Genomic DNA, 18,281 nt, shown 5'->3' with positions numbered 1-18,281 from the left:
ATTATAACCAGTTTTATTGCTCAGCATATTCTTTAGTTTCCCAGCTCAAGCTGATTTTTTACCAATTCATAGTAGTAACTCTTCTTCATGATCAATTCCTTGTGAGTGCCCTCTTCTACTATCTGTCCTTTATCCATGACTACTATCTTATCAGCCTGTTTAACGGTGCTTAAACGATGAGCCACCACCAGCGCTGTTTTTCCCTGAAGGAAGGTGGAGAGATTTTCCAGTATTACTTTCTCATTGTTCGCATCCAGGGAATTGGTAGCCTCATCAAGCAGGATGTATTCCGGATTTTTATAAACAGCCCTGGCAATGAGCAGCCTTTGGTGTTGTCCCTGACTGATGCCATTTCCTTCAGCACCGATATTGGTATTAAAGCCTTTAGCTTGCGATTCAATAAACTGAAGGATGTTTGCCACTTCACAGGCCTTGAGCAGTTTTTTTCTGTCAGGGTTTTCATCTCTGACTGCAATGTTCCTCGCAATGGTATCATTAAAAATATATCCCTCCTGCATCACGCTACCACATTGACTCCGCCAGTAAGAAGGGCTTATATATTTAAAATTGCTTTCTCCAACTTTGATTTCTCCCTGATAGTTATCATAAAATTTCAGTAAAATTTTCAGCAAGGTTGTTTTACCACTTCCACTCATCCCAACAATAGCCGTCATTTTATTAGCAGGGATACTAAGATTAATCCCATTGAATACAGGTTCGTTATCGCTTCCCGGATACTTGAAATAAAGATTGCGGATATTTATACTTTTGTCAGCAGGCAGGTCCGTAATAAAATCTGTATGATCAGGTTCTTCATCTTCCACCATATGTGTCTCCTGCAAGCGCTCCAATGCTATCTTAGCATCCTGAAAACTCTGCGCCACGCCAATCAGTTGTTCTACCGGTGCATTCAGCTGACCGATGATATATTGAATGGCCAGCATCGCCCCAAGCGTAAGATGACCATCCAACACTGCTTTTGCTACCAGGAATGTTATCAGAATGTTTTTCCCTTCATTCAGGAAAAAAGCGCCGGCCTGTTGATACTGGCTTAAAGTGAGACTCCTGAAACCAAGGTTAAAAAGCTGCCCTTGCACGGTTTCCCATTTCCACCGGAATTGTTTTTCTGCATTATTCAGTTTAATTTCCTGCATTCCGTGGATAAGCTGCAAAGTGGCCATATTCTCCCTGGACGCAACGGCAAAACGTCTATAGTTAAGATCCCGCCTGTATTTCAGAAATAGTTTAACCCATAGGAAATACAAAATACTACCGGCAGTATAGACCAGAAAAATGCTACTGTTGTAGATAAACAGGATGATACAAAAGATAAAAATATTGATGACAGAAAAAAAGATATTGAGGCTTCCTCCTGTCAGAAATTGTTCAATCCTGTTCTGGTCCTGTATTCGCTGGAGAATGTCTCCGGTCTTTTTGGTATCATAATAAGAGAGCGGCAGCCGCATCAATTTCTGCCAGAATCCTGTCAGCAGGGAAATATTAATCCGCGTACTGATAAATAACAATAGTCTCGTACGGACAAAATCCACTACCGTTCGGCTAAAGAACAGCACCAGCTGTGCAATCAATACAATGTAAATGAAATGAAGGTTGCCGGTATTAATACCATTATCAACGATCCCTTGCGTCAGGAAAGGGAAAACCATTTGTAGCAGGCTTCCTAGCAGCAAGCCCAGGAAAATCTGGAAGAAATACCTGCGGTGGTCTTTCAGGTAAAAAAACAAAGTACTCCAGGAGGCTTTGGTACCGGGATCATTCTCCTGCTGAAAGAATGCCGGCGTTGTTTCCAGGAGTAAAACGACTCCGCTATCGCTCGCACCAAGCCAGTTTCGCAGAAAAGTCTCTTTATCTATTTTTATTAATCCATGTCCGGGATCAGCAATTAATATCTTTTGTCCCTTCTTGTTCTTATTATAATTCTGTGGAGGAAGTACAATAAAGTGATTTTCTTTCCAGTGCAGGATGCATGGCAATGATGCATCACTATCCAGCTGGTCAAAGGTGATTTTAGCACCGCGTGTTTTAAACCCGATCTTTTCTGCCGCATCACTGATCCCCAGCAATGAAACACCTTCCTTATTGATATTTGACAAGTTCCGGATTCTGTTGATACCAATATCCTTTCCATAAAACCTGGCAATCATCCTTATGCAAGTTGGGCCGCAGTCCATTGCATCATACTGAAAATAAAAAGGGAAACTCATTGTATAACAACACAGGTTTTTTCTAAGTAGTGACGCTTGTCAGCTGAAAACCATCAGCAGTGGTATTACACCACTGCTGATGGTTATTATATGTTATAATAAATTTTTCAGTTCACTGATATTATAGTTTTCCGGAAGCCGGTACCCATTAACAAAAAAAGTTGGCGTATGTGTAACGAGTGCGCGATCACACCAGCTACTCATTTTTACAATTTCTTCAGATTGGAGACGGGTATCTATTGTCAACGGATGTTTAGCTGCAAAGGCCTCGTAATCCCGGCTTTCATTAGTGTACCAGTCATTCATCGCCTGTTGTATTTCAGACGGGTTATTTTTTGCAATGGTTAACAAGTGGCCGATGGTTTTATTGGCAATATCTGCTTCATCCTTTCTGTTAATATAAATTATTTTCAATCGGACATCAGGATTAACTCTTAACAGCTCTTTCAATACAGGATGCGTTTTATGACAAGGCCCGCAAAACGGATTACAAACCTTGATGACAACATGCTTCCCATCAGGATTTCCCAGATTGATGCCGATATCCTCCCATCCTTCCGGCGCCTTATTTTCCAGGCGAAGCAAATGTTTGAATACTTCCGGGTGATACTGTAAGCGTTTATAAGCATTCATGTACAGATCGTGGTCATTCATTTGTTTCAGCTTAGGTTGCAACAGGTACCATCCGGCGACAGGCAGCATGACAGAGAAAAGTATAACCAGCAACGTTGGCAGTTCAACATTCAGGGCAATAGGGTCTCTCCAATAAACCGCCAGGCTCCAGATAAGCTCCAGGCCAAGTATCAATTGTATGGCCAAACAGAGCGGACACCATTGTTTTACCACCTTCCACTGGAAATAGATACTGTAGAAAATATAAGGAACAGCAAGCGCATTCACCACTGCAACCCATCCTACTTTCGCTTCAAATGACAGGTTGGGCATCAGCAGCCCGATAGTAGTGGCGCCGAAATAAAAGAAACCTATCTCAGCCCAGCTTATACCCGCTATTTTAGCAGATTTACTACTAAGAACAGCTTCACAATTTGTTTTTTTGCTGAGAGAACAAATTTGTTTTACGAAAGCATTATTCTTGTCAATTTCATACATCAGCAAAACTGCCGCTACCGACAGCCCAACGATCTTAAGCATAGCAACTGACAGAAAAGGTACAAGTGGCACATTACCATTCACATTAAAAGAAACAAACAGGGCTACCAGAAAAAGTAAGGCAGCAGCCAATATCGTTTTCTTCGACTGACCGGCTTGTTCCTTCTTTAATGCTGTCTTATATTCCGCATCACCGCTTTGCTCATCCGGTTCGGCTATCCATACAACCTCCTTGTAGAATACTTTAGGCGTTCCATTGCTATAGTCCCTGTTCAGAAATGCGCCCATCGAAATCGACTCTTCCTTCTGGCCTCTGTATATATAATTTACTGTTGATTCGGTCAATTTCGTCACAACAATAAAATCTTCACCGGTCTCAGGGAATTTCACAAATGCTACAAACGGCGTTGCAATATCAAACTGTTCGAATTCATCTGTTTGGATCTTGTAAGCATTATTCCGAATATTAAACTTCGAGAAGGTATCGCTTAACGATAACAGGCTTGGATAATACGGATTCACTTCAATATCCGATTCTATTTTATCCCTGGTGATTTTCACACCTGTCAGCTTAGCAAAGTTGCTCGCTACCGATTTCAACTGGGTATTAAAAGTATATGCCATTGGCTAGATAGAGTTTCGATAAAATATTATTAATTACTTAGCGGTCAAATGTTCCTTCAATATGTTTTTCAATACTGGCAACTTATTGTAGTCAGCACTTTCTTCCTTGTCTTTATAAGCGATTTTTCCTTCCTTGTCTATTAGCCAGACACTGGGAATACCACTCACACCATAGGTACTGATTAGATTTTCATCTCTGCCGATCTGAAGCCAGTTCATGTTATTATCTTTTATGTATTTTTTTAGTTTAGGGATATCTGTATCCAGTGACACTGAAATGATGCAAAGTTCATCTGTACTGTAGGTGCTTCTTATTTCCTTAATGGCAGGCAACTCAGCAATGCAGGGCGCACACCATGTTGCCCAGAAAACCAGCAACACATATTTCCCTTTATATGTATGCAATGAAATCTTTTTCCCACCTAAATCAAGAGCCGAGAATGATGCTGCAGGAGCACCTTTTTCCAGTGCCCTCCCCTTCAAAACTTTTCTGATCATCTTTCCTTCAAATGAGTTTTTTGCATCATCCGGGAAGATCCGGTTAAATAAAGAAGTCAGACTATCTACTGTTACCCCTTTATATCCTTCGGGTACTGTCTGACCGGCATACACCAGGTCATTCAGAAAGAACCAGAGGGAATAGTACAACTGGCTGTTCTCAGTAACGAACTGGATTTTCCGGCTCTCCACCGCCTGCAGTTTTTCACAATACATCTTTCTTTCTTCACTATCCTTATCTTCAATTTTTTCAGCATGAGCGGCCCCATAAGCAGCTACCTCTTTTCTGGCAGCAGCCAGGAAGTTATTCAGCTGATCATCTCCCATCCTTCCTATATCTCCTGCGTTTATTAATGCAGGGTGCCGGAGACTCACCAGCAATTGTTGCTCATAGGCAGATGAATCCTTCGCAGGAACAGCAACTTCAGGAAATGTTATTACAGCTGGTTTTTCCGTAACCCAGAAGTCATTACCGTATAACACCTCCCTATCTGAAGAATAATAATTAATGGAGACACTGGCATATTTTGTATAGAACTCACCGGCTATAGTAAGTTTATTGTTATTGAATACCGGTTTAACAACTACACGACTATTACCAGTATTATAGAATATTTCCAGCCGCTCCGGAGATATACCGGAAGGAACATGCAGTTTGAGCGAAAACTTCTTCTGTGCGGAAACAACATTGCCGCAAAACAGGATAAAAAGAGAGAATAACAGTAGCGATTTTTTCACTGGATTAAAACCGTTGGAAGTTTATTGTTTATGATAATCCGGCCCCTCATAGGAGAGACCGGATGTATAGAATAGTATTAGCAGGGCTTATCTCCGCAACTGCACTTGTTGCATGCAGGAGGAACACGACAAGCGGATCCATCAGCACATGTACCGGCGCATGGATTACCATAGTCGCAACCACTACCACCAATCACTGTTCTCATTTGTTCTCTTGACATCATTTCATTGATGTTCCCAAGATTCAGGCTTAATTTCTTTTTCATACTTAATATTTTAAAAATTACACCTCGTTTATTCGGGTTACGGCATACCCCCTTTATAAGATCATCAGCCAGCTAAATGCTGACTAACGATCTTATAATATGATGCGAATTAGCAGGCTTTACCACCATCTCCGCAGGAGCACTGAGTGCATGCCTGAGAAACACGGCAGGTTACACCTTCTGAACAGGTACCTTTACATTTGTTACCGTAGTCGCAATCGCTACCACCGATTACAGTTCTCATTTGTTCTCTTGACATCATTTCGTTGATGTTTCCCAGATTCAGACTTAATTTCTTTTTCATGATTAATATTTTAAAGTTATACCTCGTTTATTGGGATCACAGCGGACCCACTCTATTAAATCGTCAGCCAGCTAAATGTTGGCTAACGATCTTACAATATGATACAAATTAGCAGCCTTTGCCACCATCTCCGCAGGAGCACTGAGTACATGCTGGGGAAACTGCGCAGGTTTTACCATTTTCGCAGGTACCCTTACATTTGTTACCGTAGTCGCAATCGCTACCACCGATTACAGTTCTCATTTGTTCTCTTGACATCATTTCGTTGATGTTTCCCAGATTCAGGCTTAATTTCTTTTTCATACTTTGAAGTTTTCTTAATAACGCCTCATTTAATCGGGTTACGGCATGCCCTATCTTGTGTTAAAACAGTCAAGCAACTCTTTGTCGGCCAACAATCTTATAATATGATGAGACATAGGTATCCTGTATGCATAAAATTATATGCACAACGCTTCCCTGTGCGGCCACCAGTGCAGCATAACAGACAACCTATATGAAAAGAATTATTATATACGAAATGGCTACAGCAGGAAAAACGCTGCCAATATCGTCTGTCCGGAACAGACGAATGAACGGTATTTTTAAACGGGTTTACTGAATTAAAAAATCATTGTTCGGCAATGCGGAAATTCATGGATACTCCAATATGCTGCGTGCGTTCGCGGAATTACATACTATTGTTCAACATGACTTACACCAGGTATATCCGGAATTTCTTTCGCAGAAAAACAGGATGGGCACAGACATTCCATGAAAACTTTATAGCTCTCTCTCATCGTTACCTTTTATCATAAAGTCTTCCTATAAAATCGATTTATTACTAACGGGTTTGATTAACACTGTAGATTTCATCATTGTTCAGATTGCAGATTAACTTTTTTTGTTTTTACGGGTATTGGTACAATTAATTGTAAATTTTCGGATAGTGTTTGTAAACTTTTTTAAAGATACTTTTTTTTCAGAAAAAAAATAATTCATTCCCGCAAAAACAAACATTACTTATCATCACATAAAACACAACACCAACAAAACATGCTACCACATTGAATTACAGAGAATGAAAAATTATTTTCCCTTGATAAGAAAGCACACAACTTAATATACCTTTAACACATTCGATTCATAAAAACGCAACAGCAATTATCATTTTTATTCAGAAATTTTAGATTCAATAGTTTGTTAATTGAAAGTTTATATATTTACAAGCAATTAGTTTTTATACCCTATTCCATACAGGAATATTTAACCTGATCATATAATATTAGTGAACAAGAAAAGATCTCAACTACAAACCCTTTTTATCTGATTTTTTTTCTTACCAATCCATCCTGTTTTAAATCTAGTCATGAAAACTGAAGAAAGAGATCATATATATCCTGCCCATACCCGTCTGTCACACAATGAACTACTGGACCGTATTGCACAGGTATTAGTGTTAAACATACAATCAATTCAGCCAGTAGGGTTACAAGGAAAATTACTCGCCGCAGCTTTTTGTTGCCGTTATGCTGTACTAGCAGAAAAACCATCATATGGACATTTCGGCATCCATGCCATCAGCAGCATTTTCGGGGAAGCCATCCTGCATGACACCACCAATCCGGATCTACTAAACAGTCTCACTGGCATAGGATGGATGATTATGTTCCTGCAAAGGAAACAGTTCTTCGATATGGAAAACACCAAAGAGATGGTCTCTTTCATTGACAGGAGCATGCATCACGAAATTGAACGTATTTCCAGAGGAGATAGTAATAATATCAAAGAGGAGCTGAACATTTTACTCAGCAGCCTGATTTATATTATGGAACATTATAAGTCTGTTTCGGAAAACAATCAGGTGGAGTTATTAATGAGAGACGAGTTTCTACTGCTCATCATCAACAAAGTAATGGACATATTAAATGAGCACAAAGAACTCCCGGAGATCTCTCATTACCAATCACCGTTCCTGTCATTACTACACCAGGTTAAAAATCACCTGCCGGCAGCGGATCATTTTGCAAGCTTAACAATTGAATTCCTCCATACAATACCGGCGCCTCCCTTTCCGGATACAAATATGCTCATCGATGATGCGGACATATATGAACAGGAATGGAACTGCACCTATGCCCTACTCCAGCGGAAGATAAAGGCTGATTCAACAGAAATGACTGTGCTCAGAAACAAACTCGTTCTAAACGCCTGTCAAACACTGGAAAGCACTTTATTACTGAACAACAACAGCAGAAGAAAGTCCGTTTCCACACAACTGATACAATTAGCCGAATCAGGCCATCTGCTGCTGGATATTACAATGCCGGCACATCAACAGCTACCCGGTTATTATTGGGATGCAAAAGCAATTCATCTTTTTACGGAAAACCCATTCATCTCATGACGAAACTGGATATGAACGATGTGAATTTCCTGATCTTTTGCAGAATAGACAGTAACGACCGGATAAACAACCTTGTTACTATTTTAAGCTTTATCCGGCAACACTTCAGCACGAATATCACCATACTTGAAACGGGTACAACTTCCCGGATATCTCCCGCTACCATCACACAGTTTGCCGCCGACTATGAATTTGTGGAAGACTCGCAGGAAATACTACATCTCACCCGGTATAGGAACATGCTGCTGAATAAAGCGCAACAGAAAATCGTTTTCTTTTATGATACGGACATCATCGTTCCTCCGGAAAATATCAGCAGAGCAGCAGCACTGCTTCGCTTACATCCACATGCACTGGTATACCCATTTGACGGGCGTTCTTACCTGGTGAACAAATTTTATTCAAATATCTATAGGAAGATAAACAACTTCCAATGGTTTGAACAATATCCATACGCCAGTACGCCCTGGTTTAAGGGAACCGTTGGAGGAATCATCGGAATAAATCGCCAATGGGCCCTTGACAATGGCTTTGAAAATGAACAATTGCTGGGCTGGGGGCCGGAAGACAAGGAACGGTACTATCGGCTAAAAAAGAAGGGTGCCCGTATCATCAGGCTACCCGGCCCTTTGTATCACCTATATCATGAACGCGGAGTTAATTCAAGACCCTACAGCGAAGACTACTCCAAACAAAACCAGCATATTTACTTAAATACTTTAATGGGATTTAATAATGAGAATATTCTTCCTCCATATTGAAGGCATTACTGATAATAATCGCGCAGAAATGTCCAACATCTTCTCATTCCATTCTGCGGCGCAAAGCGCTAACCTGCCGGTTATTAAAATACAGCTGAATACCCGTGAAATCAGTCATATCTCACTGGAACGCACCAACGGGGAGAGTCTGTTGAAAATACCCTCTCCGCTACAGGAGATGCCTGATTCTACAATCCCGGCTACCTATCTGTTTGCCGCCTGTTGCCTGATAGACCAGTACTTTGAAGTAACAGAGGCCGACATTTTTTATATTAATCAGCCCGAGCTGGCTTATCTGGCAAGTATTATCAAGGAATATATGGAAAGTCATATCATCTATGATATGGATACCACCTCACTGTTCCATACATTACTTCATGGAGAGAAAGCCACCGAAGCAACTTTCATCCATCAGGCAGATACCATTGTCTGCAATAGCAAATTAATGTTCAACACCCTGGCAGATGAATATTCTTTTCCGGAAAATAAACTATGCTTGTTGCCTGTTCCGGCGCCGCGTTTATCAGGCCATGCACCTTCCGGAGAAGAACTCCTCCGGAATCTGGGTATCCATAACAGCAACAGCATTATATTTTACATCTGCGAAGAAAACAACAAAGAATGTCTGCAGGCGGTAATTGGAGCATTTGCCCGTTTAAAAAACGAGTTGCCAGAGGCAAAACTTATTATAGCCGGTGACAATATACCGGGAGATGGATTGTCCGCTGGATATGGCCACTGGAAAGACATTACGTTTATTGGCAGTCTTCCTTTACATCTGATCAGCCCTTTTTTCGACATTGCCGATGTTGCATTAATCCTGTATCCGGGGGCACGTAATCACTTTCTTCTATCACAGGTAACTACACACGATGTTCCTGTCATCCTGCCAGATACCTTTTTCTTCCAGGATTTTGAGTCACATGACAAGACTATCAAACTGCCGGTCGTAAATCATATCCCGTCAGCAGATCTTCTTATACATACCTTTAAAAAAATCCTCGGGGCCACTCATCCCACCGATGGTACCCTGCGCACCAAGGTAGCGGAGGAAGACCATATCCATCCATCTATCAACAGACTATTTACCGCTCAGCCACCGGCATCCGGTGTAATACCAGCTACTGTTGCTCCTTTCAGGGTTAGCCTTATTCTTTCCTATTACAGGAAACTGGCTGATTTTAGTAAAGTGTTGCCTGTAAACGCACCTTATTTTCAACGGGAAGGCATAGAGGTAATTATTGTCATGGATGAACCTAGTGAACAGGAAGGCCTCCTGCAGCTCATTAGCAACTACCCATCCATCCACTGGAAAGTGATTGTAAACGAACAGGAGCATCCTTGGCGAAACCCTTGCAAGGCCTGGAACGTAGGAATCAGACATGCTGCTTATGAAACAGTGATGGTAATAGATCCTGAATGTGAACTTCATACGGATGTGATCTCCATTCTTTGGAATAAGATGGCCGGAAGGGAACATTACTATGCCATTGGAAAAGTGACATTCATGGATTTTAATGAAGAAATCAACGCCGAAAACGCCGGCCAGATCAGTTTTCAGCCCTACGGCAGTATTATGATGCGCAAAGCACATCTGGAAAAAGTAGGCGGATATACAGAGTCCTATGCAACCTGGGGAGGTGAAGACGATAACCTCAGGGCAAAACTGCAGGGTATCGGCATAAAAGAGATTTACAGCAACAATGCCATCGTCATTCACCGTGAAATGGATAAAAAAGGGAATGCCAAACGTTCGTTAAAAGCGAGACGATTGAATGAACATCTCCGCGAAGAAATACTTCATCCGCCAGCACATCATTACATCAATCCGGACTGGGGCAGAGATTTCGACAAACAACTTTTCAACTGGCAAAAAAAGTTATAACAATCTGTTTTTCTGAATATTTAATCCATGCAAGAATTTAATATACACATTATTGTTCCTTTCCGGAATGTACGGAACCACATTGAACGCTGCCTGCAGGCCTTATTATCCCAGCAATACAATTTGTATACAGTTCATTTCCTGGATGATTGCTCCGATGATGGCACTTCTGATCTGATTCCTGATGATATTGATTATATCAGCAAGAAATATAATCCTGAAAGATATGGCCCCTTAAAGAATATATGGTCTTGTTTAACTAATAATGATTTTGAAGATGAAGATATTATTGCCATCGTGGATGGTGATGATTTTCTGATCGGTGAATATTCACTACAGGTCGTCAACTACTACCACAATCAGGGAGCACTGGTTACCTATGGGCAATACATAGACAACTACGGCTTCCTGGGCCACTGTCATGCATATTCGGAAAGTGATTTTCAGGATCTGAGAAAGGCAGACTGGAAAGCATCACACCTGAAAACATTCAGGTATAAAGTATTCAGGGAATTACTCCGGCAAGACCCATCAGCCAATGCATTCAAAGATAACAATGGTGATTTCCTGACGTTTACCGGAGATATGGCACTGATGTTACCACTACTGGAGATTGCAGGACTTGAAAACACCCAATCCTGCAGCCAGGTACTTTATTGTTACCGGCGCCATGAAAACAATGAACATGCAACGGAAGCACAGGCACTGCTGCAAAAAGAAGCAGAACAATGTATAAGGTCTAAGCCTCCCTTCAGCCGTTATTTCTAAACAACTTCCATCCACACCCAAAACACGCGATAGTTATGCACGAATACTTAATTGAATCTTTGAGAAAAGCAGCTAAAAAATTAGACGAAGCAGGCGTTTACTGGTTCCTGGCCAGTGGATCTTGCCTGGGCTATGTAAGAGATAATGGCATCATTCCTCATGACAACGATATTGACATTGGCATATACTGCAATAACGAGGCTGCTGCCGAACAACTTGTTGCTCTGCTACCGGTATCGAGACGTTATTACTGGGGAAACAAAATAACCAATATAGTAGTAGATGATGTTGACATTTACCTGTTCTATCCCTATGAAGATAAAATTGTCGAAATCCTCCACCGGCTATACAGCAACGCGCTAAGACTAATGGCGTACGAACCTTCCATTATACTATCAGGTTGTAAAAGAGTCATGTTTGAAGGCGTGGAAGTGAATGTCCTTGTAAAGAGCGAAGAATATTGTCAGGCTATGTATGGCCCAAACTATCGTGTTCCGGATAAAACATGGTCGGCCTGGAATAGTCCGCTGAATATTATTCACGAAGAAGTTGTTCTGGAAAAGATAAAGATGGATGAAGGCATTACCATGGCCCCTGATACAGCCACTTTATATCGGTATGCATTAAGTCGTATTGCTGACATTCTCTATTGTGCTTCACACTATGAGCACTCCTTTGGCCTCGCTGACGGCACCACCGGATACGCCATATTTTTTGCTCATTACTGGCGCATCACAGGAGATGCTTTATACTTCAATTATTATTCCCTGTTACTGGACAAAATGCTTGCACAACTTGATGGTAGAGGAGGAATAGGTTTTTCTTCAGGTCTATGCGGAATTGGCTGGGGACTGGAATATCTGGCGAAGCATAATTTCCTGGATATTCCGGCAGATGATCTTCATGATATTGATCAATACCTGGAAAGTGTTGCAGCTGATACCAACATAAGCCACTCAGATCGGTTGTCGATATTGGCCTACCTACTCCAGAGAAGAGGCGCCCTGGATAATCTGGCCCAGCTCTCTCTGTTAAAAAAACAAGCGGAGCTTATCTGGGCCCCTGATCAAACGAAGCCGTCTTCACTCTTCGAAATCAGTGTCCTGCTTCAGCTGTTCAACAATCCCATTACAGCAGATCTGAAGCAATGGAAAAATCATCTGCCGGAAAACAGCTATACCGACGAATGCCAGCGGCAAATGCTTATTCAGGAAAATGAAACCAATATAACTCACCTTCATCGGTTAAAACACAAGTACCTGTTACATCTTCACAATGAAACACTCCTGTCTGCAGAAGACATCAATGGATCATTGACAACATTCCTGACAACAACACCCATCATGGAGTACAGACCCTTCATCTCCTTTTGCGACATTCATGACTATACCACCAAAGGTTTGTTAGGCTTGGGATTCATGCTGATGTCTCAACTAACGGAGGACAAGAAGGCTTTTATTAATCTGCTCGAAATATAAAATACATAAGAGAAATAACATTGTCATGATCGTTATCAGATTCAAAGGTGGCATTGGAAACCAAATGTTTCAGTATGCATTTGGGAGATTCCTGTCACTTAAATATAAAGTGCCGCTGTATTTTAACAAAAGCTATTATAATCACCCCCAATGTAACAGAACATTTGACCTGGACATCTTTAGATTAGGGGAAAACATTTTGCAGGAGGATAAAATTGAGCACTACTCCAACGTTAAAGAGGTGTATGAACTTCAGGAAGATCATTTCCATTTTAATGAAGAAGCACTACATGTATTAGATGAAGACGACCCGTCATCCAGCATACTTATCACAGAAGGTTACTGGCAATCCTATAAATATTTTGAATCCATAACGGCTATTATCCGGGAAGACTTTCAGTTTAGAACAGTATTAAGTGGTAAATGGCTGGGGCTGGCAGAAAAGATCCGGTCTGTTAATGCGGTCATGATCAATGTAAGACGGGGTGATTATCTGAATAATCTTGAATTGCATGGCGTGGTGAGTGCTGAATATATTTCCCGGAGTATCCTGTTTTACGACCATACTATTACCGATCCGTTCTATTTTGTTTTTTCTGATGATATCCCCTGGTGTAAAGCCCATATTAATCAATCAAAAAATGTCTTTTTTGTAACAGAAGAATATTATGATGCTAAATTTCAGTTCTATCTGCAACTCATGATAAACTGCAAACATTTTATTATATCCAATAGTTCCTTTGCCTGGTGGGCAGCCTGGCTATGCCAATATGAAGGAAAAACAGTCATCTATCCGCGTCAATGGTTTGCCGTTGAAAATATCGACACCAAAGACCTGACACCTCCTTCCTGGATAGCACTTTAGCTAACTACAGGAGATTTGGGTTTTATTTTACTCATCGCTCTTTCTACTATAGCGGTTATTGTCAGCGATGGATTAACGCCTGGATTGGAGGATATCATGGCTCCATCACAAACAAACATATTTTCATAGCCGAAAACATGATTGTCCTTATCGATTACTCCTTCTGTAGTATCACGTCCCATAACAGCCCCTCCCAGCAAATGAGCCGTGGAAGGAATACCCAACAATGCTTCCGTGCTTAACATGTAGGGTTTTCCTTCCAGTTTCTGTCCATACCGGTGTGCAAATGCGCCTACCATCGGCATAAAGGGAGTGGGCTTTGCCCCTTTCTTTAAAACAGACTTTAATCCCAGCCAACCGCGTTTCAGCCGTAGCGACTGTTCACCCTGTTGCATAAAAAGCAGTGCCTGTGTGCGTTTGCCAAAATCATCCACAAACAGCGTCTTTAAATTTATCCATGGGTACCTGAGCAGATCGATAAGTATCTGTCCTACTCTTCCAACAAAAGTATTGGCATGCGCAAAAGGCAATAAAAACAGGCGCCAGGCGCCGGATCCTTTGTTATACCTGAAAGGCTCCACATAAGTAGTATCATCCAGCTTTAAAACCGATCCGATAGCCACGCCCCGGGAAAGGTCCTTATTCTGTTTATAATTGACCATGGCCACAATACTCTCATTATTGGTGCGAACGCCCTCCCCTACCATGGAGGATAACCGGGGCAACGAAGTGTTTTTTAGTTTCAGCAACAGGTTTACTGTTCCCAATACTCCTCCGGCAAATATGACTGCATGTGAGGTTATTTTTTGCCGATGGCCTTTTGTTTTAAACTTTACTTCATATCCTGTAGCCCCATTTGCGCCATCCAAAGGAATTACATCGTATGCTGTTGTTTCCGCCATTATTTCAACACCTGCCTGCTGTGCCAGGTAGAGGTAATTTTTATCGAGTGAATTTTTGGCGTTATGCCGGCAGCCTATAAGACAGCCACCACAAAAAGTACACCCTGAGCGATCGGGGCCAAGGCCATTAAAATAGGGATCTTTGACCTGCCGCCCGGGTTCTCCCAGGAATATGCCAACTTCCGTATTGCTGAAATGTTCCGCTCTTCCCATTTCTGTGGCCAGGTCTTTCATAATATGATCGCCGGTTTCCAACCGGGGATTAGGTGCACTCCCCAACATACGCCTGGCTGTTGTATAAAACGGTTTAAGCTCCTGTTCCCATTCGGCCAGCCCTTGCCAGTGACCGGAATAAAAGAATCCTGCAGGAGGCATGGGTAACGCCGCCGCATACACGAGCGAGCCACCTCCAACGCCCACACCATGCATTACAGCCACATGGCGGAAAAAAGAGATCCTGAATGCCCCACGGAATTTCAGCAATGGAGCCCACAGCCATTTACGGAGATCCCAGTTCGTTTTAGGAAAATCCTTGTCCTTAAACCGCCTTCCCTTTTCAATGACAAGCACCTTATACCCCTTCTCCACAAGCCGCAACGCGCCGACAGAGCCGCCGAAGCCGCTGCCAATGATCACATAATCGTATTGTAATGACATGATTGACAAATTAGATCCATCATTAAGATAGGCAATACAACTGCGGTCATAGAAACACTGTAAGCGGGAGATTTCAGTCTTTACACCAACAAAAGAGGACGTCTCAAGAGACGTCCCCGGCTTTTCTGTGGCGATTTATTAACACATGTATGATTAGGCTCTTATTAAGCAGGAGAAAGCCTGCGGGATCTCAGATAAACTGCTGTCCGGTTCAGGTACGGAAACAAAAGTATCAGTACCAGCGTCAAAACAATTAAACACGACATCAATTCATAATAATCCATAGCGAAACGTATCTGGCCCTGTGTATTCACAGCATTTACCAGCAGTTTATCTGAGGCCCGCATGGCTTTTCCTGCTACCATTCCCTTTGCTTCCAGTTTATGCGCCTGCATACGCAGGGTCTGCCTGACGACCGGGTCCAGTTTGGTAAGATGGTCCTGGAATGCGTTGTAATGCCTGCTCTTTCCGAATAACTCAAAGAAATTAATTAATCCAATACTTACGCAAAAGCCCAGATAACGCACCGCCAGACATACCGCTGAAGCCGAAGCCCCCATAGCTGTTGGAACAGAAGAAATAGCGTATACGATAGTCGGCACCATAATCAGCCCCACGCCAAGGCCCTGTGCCAACAATGGTAAATAATAGTTGAATTCATCTGCCTGCACATCAAACAGAAAATACATACGGATATGAAACCCCAGCAACAACAGAAATCCAGGCACCCAGATATATCTGATATGTTTCTTCTGCAAAATCAGCGCACAGGCAATAATAACACCCAGTAACAGTCCTATGATATTGAGCACATTCATATACGAAACATGCATGGGGTCAAACTTCAGCACAACAGCATAAAAAGTATTTGTAATGCCGGATGCAAAACGACAGATATACATAATAAAAAGCACCAGCAGCCCCACCTTAAAATTCCGGTACCGGAATATTTTCAGGTGTACATAAGGCCGGCGCATATGCCGTTGTCTCACGATATAAATCAACAGCAACACCACAATCGCAATAACGCTGTAGCGTATACGCTGATCTTCCAGCCAGTAATATTCCTGTCCGTAAATCATGATATAACCGAAGAGACAGAGGACAATACTATACAGGGAAAAGCTTTTCCAGTCGAGATTATAGAGCGGGAAACGGACATTAAGCCTCACCCCGTTCATCGTTATCAGCAAAAGAAACAGACATGGCAGATAGGCAAATATTGCCGCCTTGTACACCGCATTAAAATCAACTGCATCGATCAGGTCCGCTGTTACCAGGTTGTTGAAAGGCGTGGCACAGAGCAGAAATCCGAAGAATACAGAAAAGCTGATCTCCCTGGCCCTTTCACTTCCCAATCGGGTAAACATCAGTGACAAAGAGAGATTGACCGTACAGGCAAATAACATTCCCTGAACAAAACGTATCGGCAAAAATATGTGGAGATCGTTGGTAAGATAACAGATATAGCAGGTCAGTATCTGCAAAAAGGTAAATACAATAAAGTACTCCTTCGCTGCCATATATACGAAAAACCGGCGTTCCAGGCTATAGAAGCCCACATATCCCGCGTAGAACAGTGCCACCGCAAATTGTATATCCGCCGGCTCACTGCCATAATACCCTGCAGCCGCATTGATATTGGCCATGGGCAGGAAAAATATCACGATAGAAGGCAATATCAGCAGAAATAGCATGATCTTGATCAGCCATTCCGGCGTCCACGGCCTGAATATGGGAATGGAATTATCCATGATGCTGTTTTTTAGGCAAAAAGACATTCACGTTCATGCCCACTTTGAGGCGGTCAATATCTTTTCTTTCACCATCCACCCGTATACGCACTGGTATACGCTGAACAATCTTTACATAGTTACCGGTAGAGTTATCGGGCGGCAGCAGGGAAAAACTGGAGCCGGTAGCGGGTGACAGGGAAATGACTGTCCCTTTGAATTGTTCATCAGGAAAGGCATCTGCTACAATATTAACGGTGTCGCCTACACGCATATGAGACACCTGTGTCTCTTTATAGTTGGCCACTACCCATTTATCTGTTTCATTATTTACGATATAGGCCAGTGTTTCACCGGCATCGATCATTTGTCCCGGCTCCACTGTTCTGCGGCCCATACGGCCGTCGTAAGCTGCTCTTACCACCGTATATTCCACGTCCAGGTTATGACGGTCCAGCAAAGCCCGGAGCCGGACTATCTCCGCTTCCACCACCTGTTTTTCTGCACGGGCGTCTGTTATACGGGAAGTAGCCGCTTCAAAATTTTCACGGGCGGATTTATAATCACTGTTATTGACATCCAGCGTTGCCTGCACGTTTTCGAGCTGCTGTTTTGTAGCTGCTTCATCGGCATACATTTCCTTATAACGTTTGTATTCCAGCTCCTGCTTCCATACCTTGGCTTTAGCACCATCGATCTGGGAATTGGCAGCGCTGGCTGCTTTCTCCAGTGTATGAATATTACTTTCCAGGACTTGCAGCTGGGCTTCTGATTTACGTATAGACGCTACCGTTTGTTCAGATTGCAACGCATACTCTCTGTTATCTATCACCAGCAAGGTATCTCCTTTTTTCACGACCTGGTTTTCCTCAAATTTCACGGCAACGATAAAGCCGCCGGCCCTTGCTATGACAGGGTTTACATATTCCTGTACCTGGGCATCATTGGTTTGTTCATACAGATACCAGGAGCGGATAGTGAGTACTCCCCATGCGGCCAGCGCGAGGACAATAATACCGGCCATCCAGCCCGTGATCCTGGTGATCAGTCTGTCTGTGACTAAATGTTTCTTTTTCATTTT

General features: G+C 42.4%; 15 protein-coding genes. 6 read left to right on the top strand and 9 right to left on the bottom strand.

Features of this window, described 5'->3' with window-relative positions; genetic code table 11:
• Window positions 1–32: 32 nt before the first annotated feature.
• The 6 genes from DF182_RS23380 to DF182_RS32160 form a co-directional block, all read right to left on the bottom strand.
• Complete coding sequence (locus DF182_RS23380; RefSeq protein ID WP_113618205.1) at window positions 33–2,225, bottom strand: peptidase domain-containing ABC transporter; 2,193 nt, start codon at window positions 2,223–2,225, stop codon at window positions 33–35.
• A 93-nt stretch (window positions 2,226–2,318) separates the two neighbouring features.
• Complete coding sequence (locus tag DF182_RS23375) at window positions 2,319–3,959, bottom strand: vitamin K epoxide reductase family protein (protein WP_113618204.1); 1,641 nt, start codon at window positions 3,957–3,959, stop codon at window positions 2,319–2,321.
• A 33-nt stretch (window positions 3,960–3,992) separates the two neighbouring features.
• Window positions 3,993–5,195 carry a TlpA family protein disulfide reductase gene (locus DF182_RS23370; RefSeq protein ID WP_113618203.1) on the bottom strand — a complete coding sequence of 401 codons (1,203 nt, stop codon included), beginning with the start codon at window positions 5,193–5,195 and terminating at the stop codon, window positions 3,993–3,995.
• 77 nt (window positions 5,196–5,272) lie between these two features.
• Window positions 5,273–5,461, bottom strand: a complete 189-nt coding sequence (locus DF182_RS32895; protein ID WP_113618202.1) for a TIGR04149 family rSAM-modified RiPP — start codon at window positions 5,459–5,461, stop codon at window positions 5,273–5,275.
• Window positions 5,462–5,570: 109 nt separating this feature from the next.
• Window positions 5,571–5,765 carry a hypothetical protein gene (locus DF182_RS32165; protein ID WP_147243522.1) on the bottom strand — a complete coding sequence of 65 codons (195 nt, stop codon included), beginning with the start codon at window positions 5,763–5,765 and terminating at the stop codon, window positions 5,571–5,573.
• A 108-nt stretch (window positions 5,766–5,873) separates the two neighbouring features.
• Entirely contained in the window at window positions 5,874–6,068 is a 195-nt protein-coding gene (locus DF182_RS32160) for a hypothetical protein (RefSeq protein WP_147243521.1), read from the bottom strand.
• Between the two features lie 1,045 nt (window positions 6,069–7,113).
• Between DF182_RS32160 and DF182_RS23360 the strand changes: the two genes are divergently transcribed.
• The 6 genes from DF182_RS23360 to DF182_RS23335 are packed head-to-tail and all read left to right on the top strand — an operon-like array spanning window position 7,114 to window position 13,908.
• Window positions 7,114–8,151 carry a hypothetical protein gene (locus DF182_RS23360; protein ID WP_113618201.1) on the top strand — a complete coding sequence of 346 codons (1,038 nt, stop codon included), beginning with the start codon at window positions 7,114–7,116 and terminating at the stop codon, window positions 8,149–8,151.
• Window positions 8,148–8,912, top strand: a complete 765-nt coding sequence (locus DF182_RS23355; protein ID WP_113618200.1) for a galactosyltransferase-related protein — start codon at window positions 8,148–8,150, stop codon at window positions 8,910–8,912. Before DF182_RS23360 ends, DF182_RS23355 begins: the two co-directional genes overlap by 4 nt.
• Window positions 8,887–10,797, top strand: coding sequence for a galactosyltransferase-related protein (locus DF182_RS23350; RefSeq protein ID WP_113618199.1), 1,911 nt, complete (start codon window positions 8,887–8,889; stop codon window positions 10,795–10,797). Before DF182_RS23355 ends, DF182_RS23350 begins: the two co-directional genes overlap by 26 nt.
• 27 nt (window positions 10,798–10,824) lie before the next feature.
• Window positions 10,825–11,565 (top strand): glycosyltransferase family A protein, encoded by a 741-nt coding sequence (locus DF182_RS23345; protein WP_113618198.1) that lies wholly within the window; start codon window positions 10,825–10,827, stop codon window positions 11,563–11,565.
• Between the two features lie 35 nt (window positions 11,566–11,600).
• Entirely contained in the window at window positions 11,601–13,043 is a 1,443-nt protein-coding gene (locus DF182_RS23340) for a LicD family protein (protein WP_113618197.1), read from the top strand.
• A gap of 25 nt (window positions 13,044–13,068) precedes the next feature.
• Window positions 13,069–13,908, top strand: a complete 840-nt coding sequence (locus DF182_RS23335) for an alpha-1,2-fucosyltransferase (RefSeq protein WP_113618196.1) — start codon at window positions 13,069–13,071, stop codon at window positions 13,906–13,908.
• Here DF182_RS23335 and DF182_RS23330 read toward each other — a convergent pair.
• From DF182_RS23330 to DF182_RS23320, 3 genes are all read right to left on the bottom strand, one after another.
• Complete coding sequence (locus DF182_RS23330; RefSeq protein ID WP_113618195.1) at window positions 13,905–15,467, bottom strand: GMC oxidoreductase; 1,563 nt, start codon at window positions 15,465–15,467, stop codon at window positions 13,905–13,907. The two genes, DF182_RS23335 and DF182_RS23330, sit on opposite strands and share 4 nt — an antisense overlap.
• 164 nt (window positions 15,468–15,631) lie before the next feature.
• Window positions 15,632–17,221, bottom strand: a complete 1,590-nt coding sequence (locus DF182_RS23325) for an MFS transporter (RefSeq protein ID WP_113618194.1) — start codon at window positions 17,219–17,221, stop codon at window positions 15,632–15,634.
• A complete protein-coding gene (locus tag DF182_RS23320; RefSeq protein WP_113618193.1) occupies window positions 17,214–18,278 on the bottom strand; it encodes an HlyD family secretion protein in 1,065 nt (354 codons plus the stop codon). Before DF182_RS23320 ends, DF182_RS23325 begins: the two co-directional genes overlap by 8 nt.
• Window positions 18,279–18,281: the final 3 nt, after the last annotated feature.

Source organism: Chitinophaga flava, from assembly GCF_003308995.1.
Classification (GTDB): domain Bacteria; phylum Bacteroidota; class Bacteroidia; order Chitinophagales; family Chitinophagaceae; genus Chitinophaga; species Chitinophaga flava.
This window is presented reverse-complemented; position numbering and strand designations above follow the sequence as displayed.

Coding starts and splice junctions, on each gene's coding strand:
- DF182_RS23380 (WP_113618205.1), bottom strand. CDS start 2,225: ATGAGTTTCCCTTTTTATTTTCAGTATGATGCAATGGACTGCGGCCCA.
- DF182_RS23375 (WP_113618204.1), bottom strand. CDS start 3,959: ATGGCATATACTTTTAATACCCAGTTGAAATCGGTAGCGAGCAACTTT.
- DF182_RS32895 (WP_113618202.1), bottom strand. CDS start 5,461: ATGAAAAAGAAATTAAGCCTGAATCTTGGGAACATCAATGAAATGATG.
- DF182_RS32165 (WP_147243522.1), bottom strand. CDS start 5,765: ATGAAAAAGAAATTAAGTCTGAATCTGGGAAACATCAACGAAATGATG.
- DF182_RS32160 (WP_147243521.1), bottom strand. CDS start 6,068: ATGAAAAAGAAATTAAGCCTGAATCTGGGAAACATCAACGAAATGATG.
- DF182_RS23360 (WP_113618201.1), top strand. CDS start 7,114: ATGAAAACTGAAGAAAGAGATCATATATATCCTGCCCATACCCGTCTG.
- DF182_RS23355 (WP_113618200.1), top strand. CDS start 8,148: ATGACGAAACTGGATATGAACGATGTGAATTTCCTGATCTTTTGCAGA.
- DF182_RS23350 (WP_113618199.1), top strand. CDS start 8,887: ATGAGAATATTCTTCCTCCATATTGAAGGCATTACTGATAATAATCGC.
- DF182_RS23345 (WP_113618198.1), top strand. CDS start 10,825: ATGCAAGAATTTAATATACACATTATTGTTCCTTTCCGGAATGTACGG.
- DF182_RS23340 (WP_113618197.1), top strand. CDS start 11,601: ATGCACGAATACTTAATTGAATCTTTGAGAAAAGCAGCTAAAAAATTA.
- DF182_RS23335 (WP_113618196.1), top strand. CDS start 13,069: ATGATCGTTATCAGATTCAAAGGTGGCATTGGAAACCAAATGTTTCAG.
- DF182_RS23330 (WP_113618195.1), bottom strand. CDS start 15,467: ATGTCATTACAATACGATTATGTGATCATTGGCAGCGGCTTCGGCGGC.
- DF182_RS23325 (WP_113618194.1), bottom strand. CDS start 17,221: ATGGATAATTCCATTCCCATATTCAGGCCGTGGACGCCGGAATGGCTG.
- DF182_RS23320 (WP_113618193.1), bottom strand. CDS start 18,278: ATGAAAAAGAAACATTTAGTCACAGACAGACTGATCACCAGGATCACG.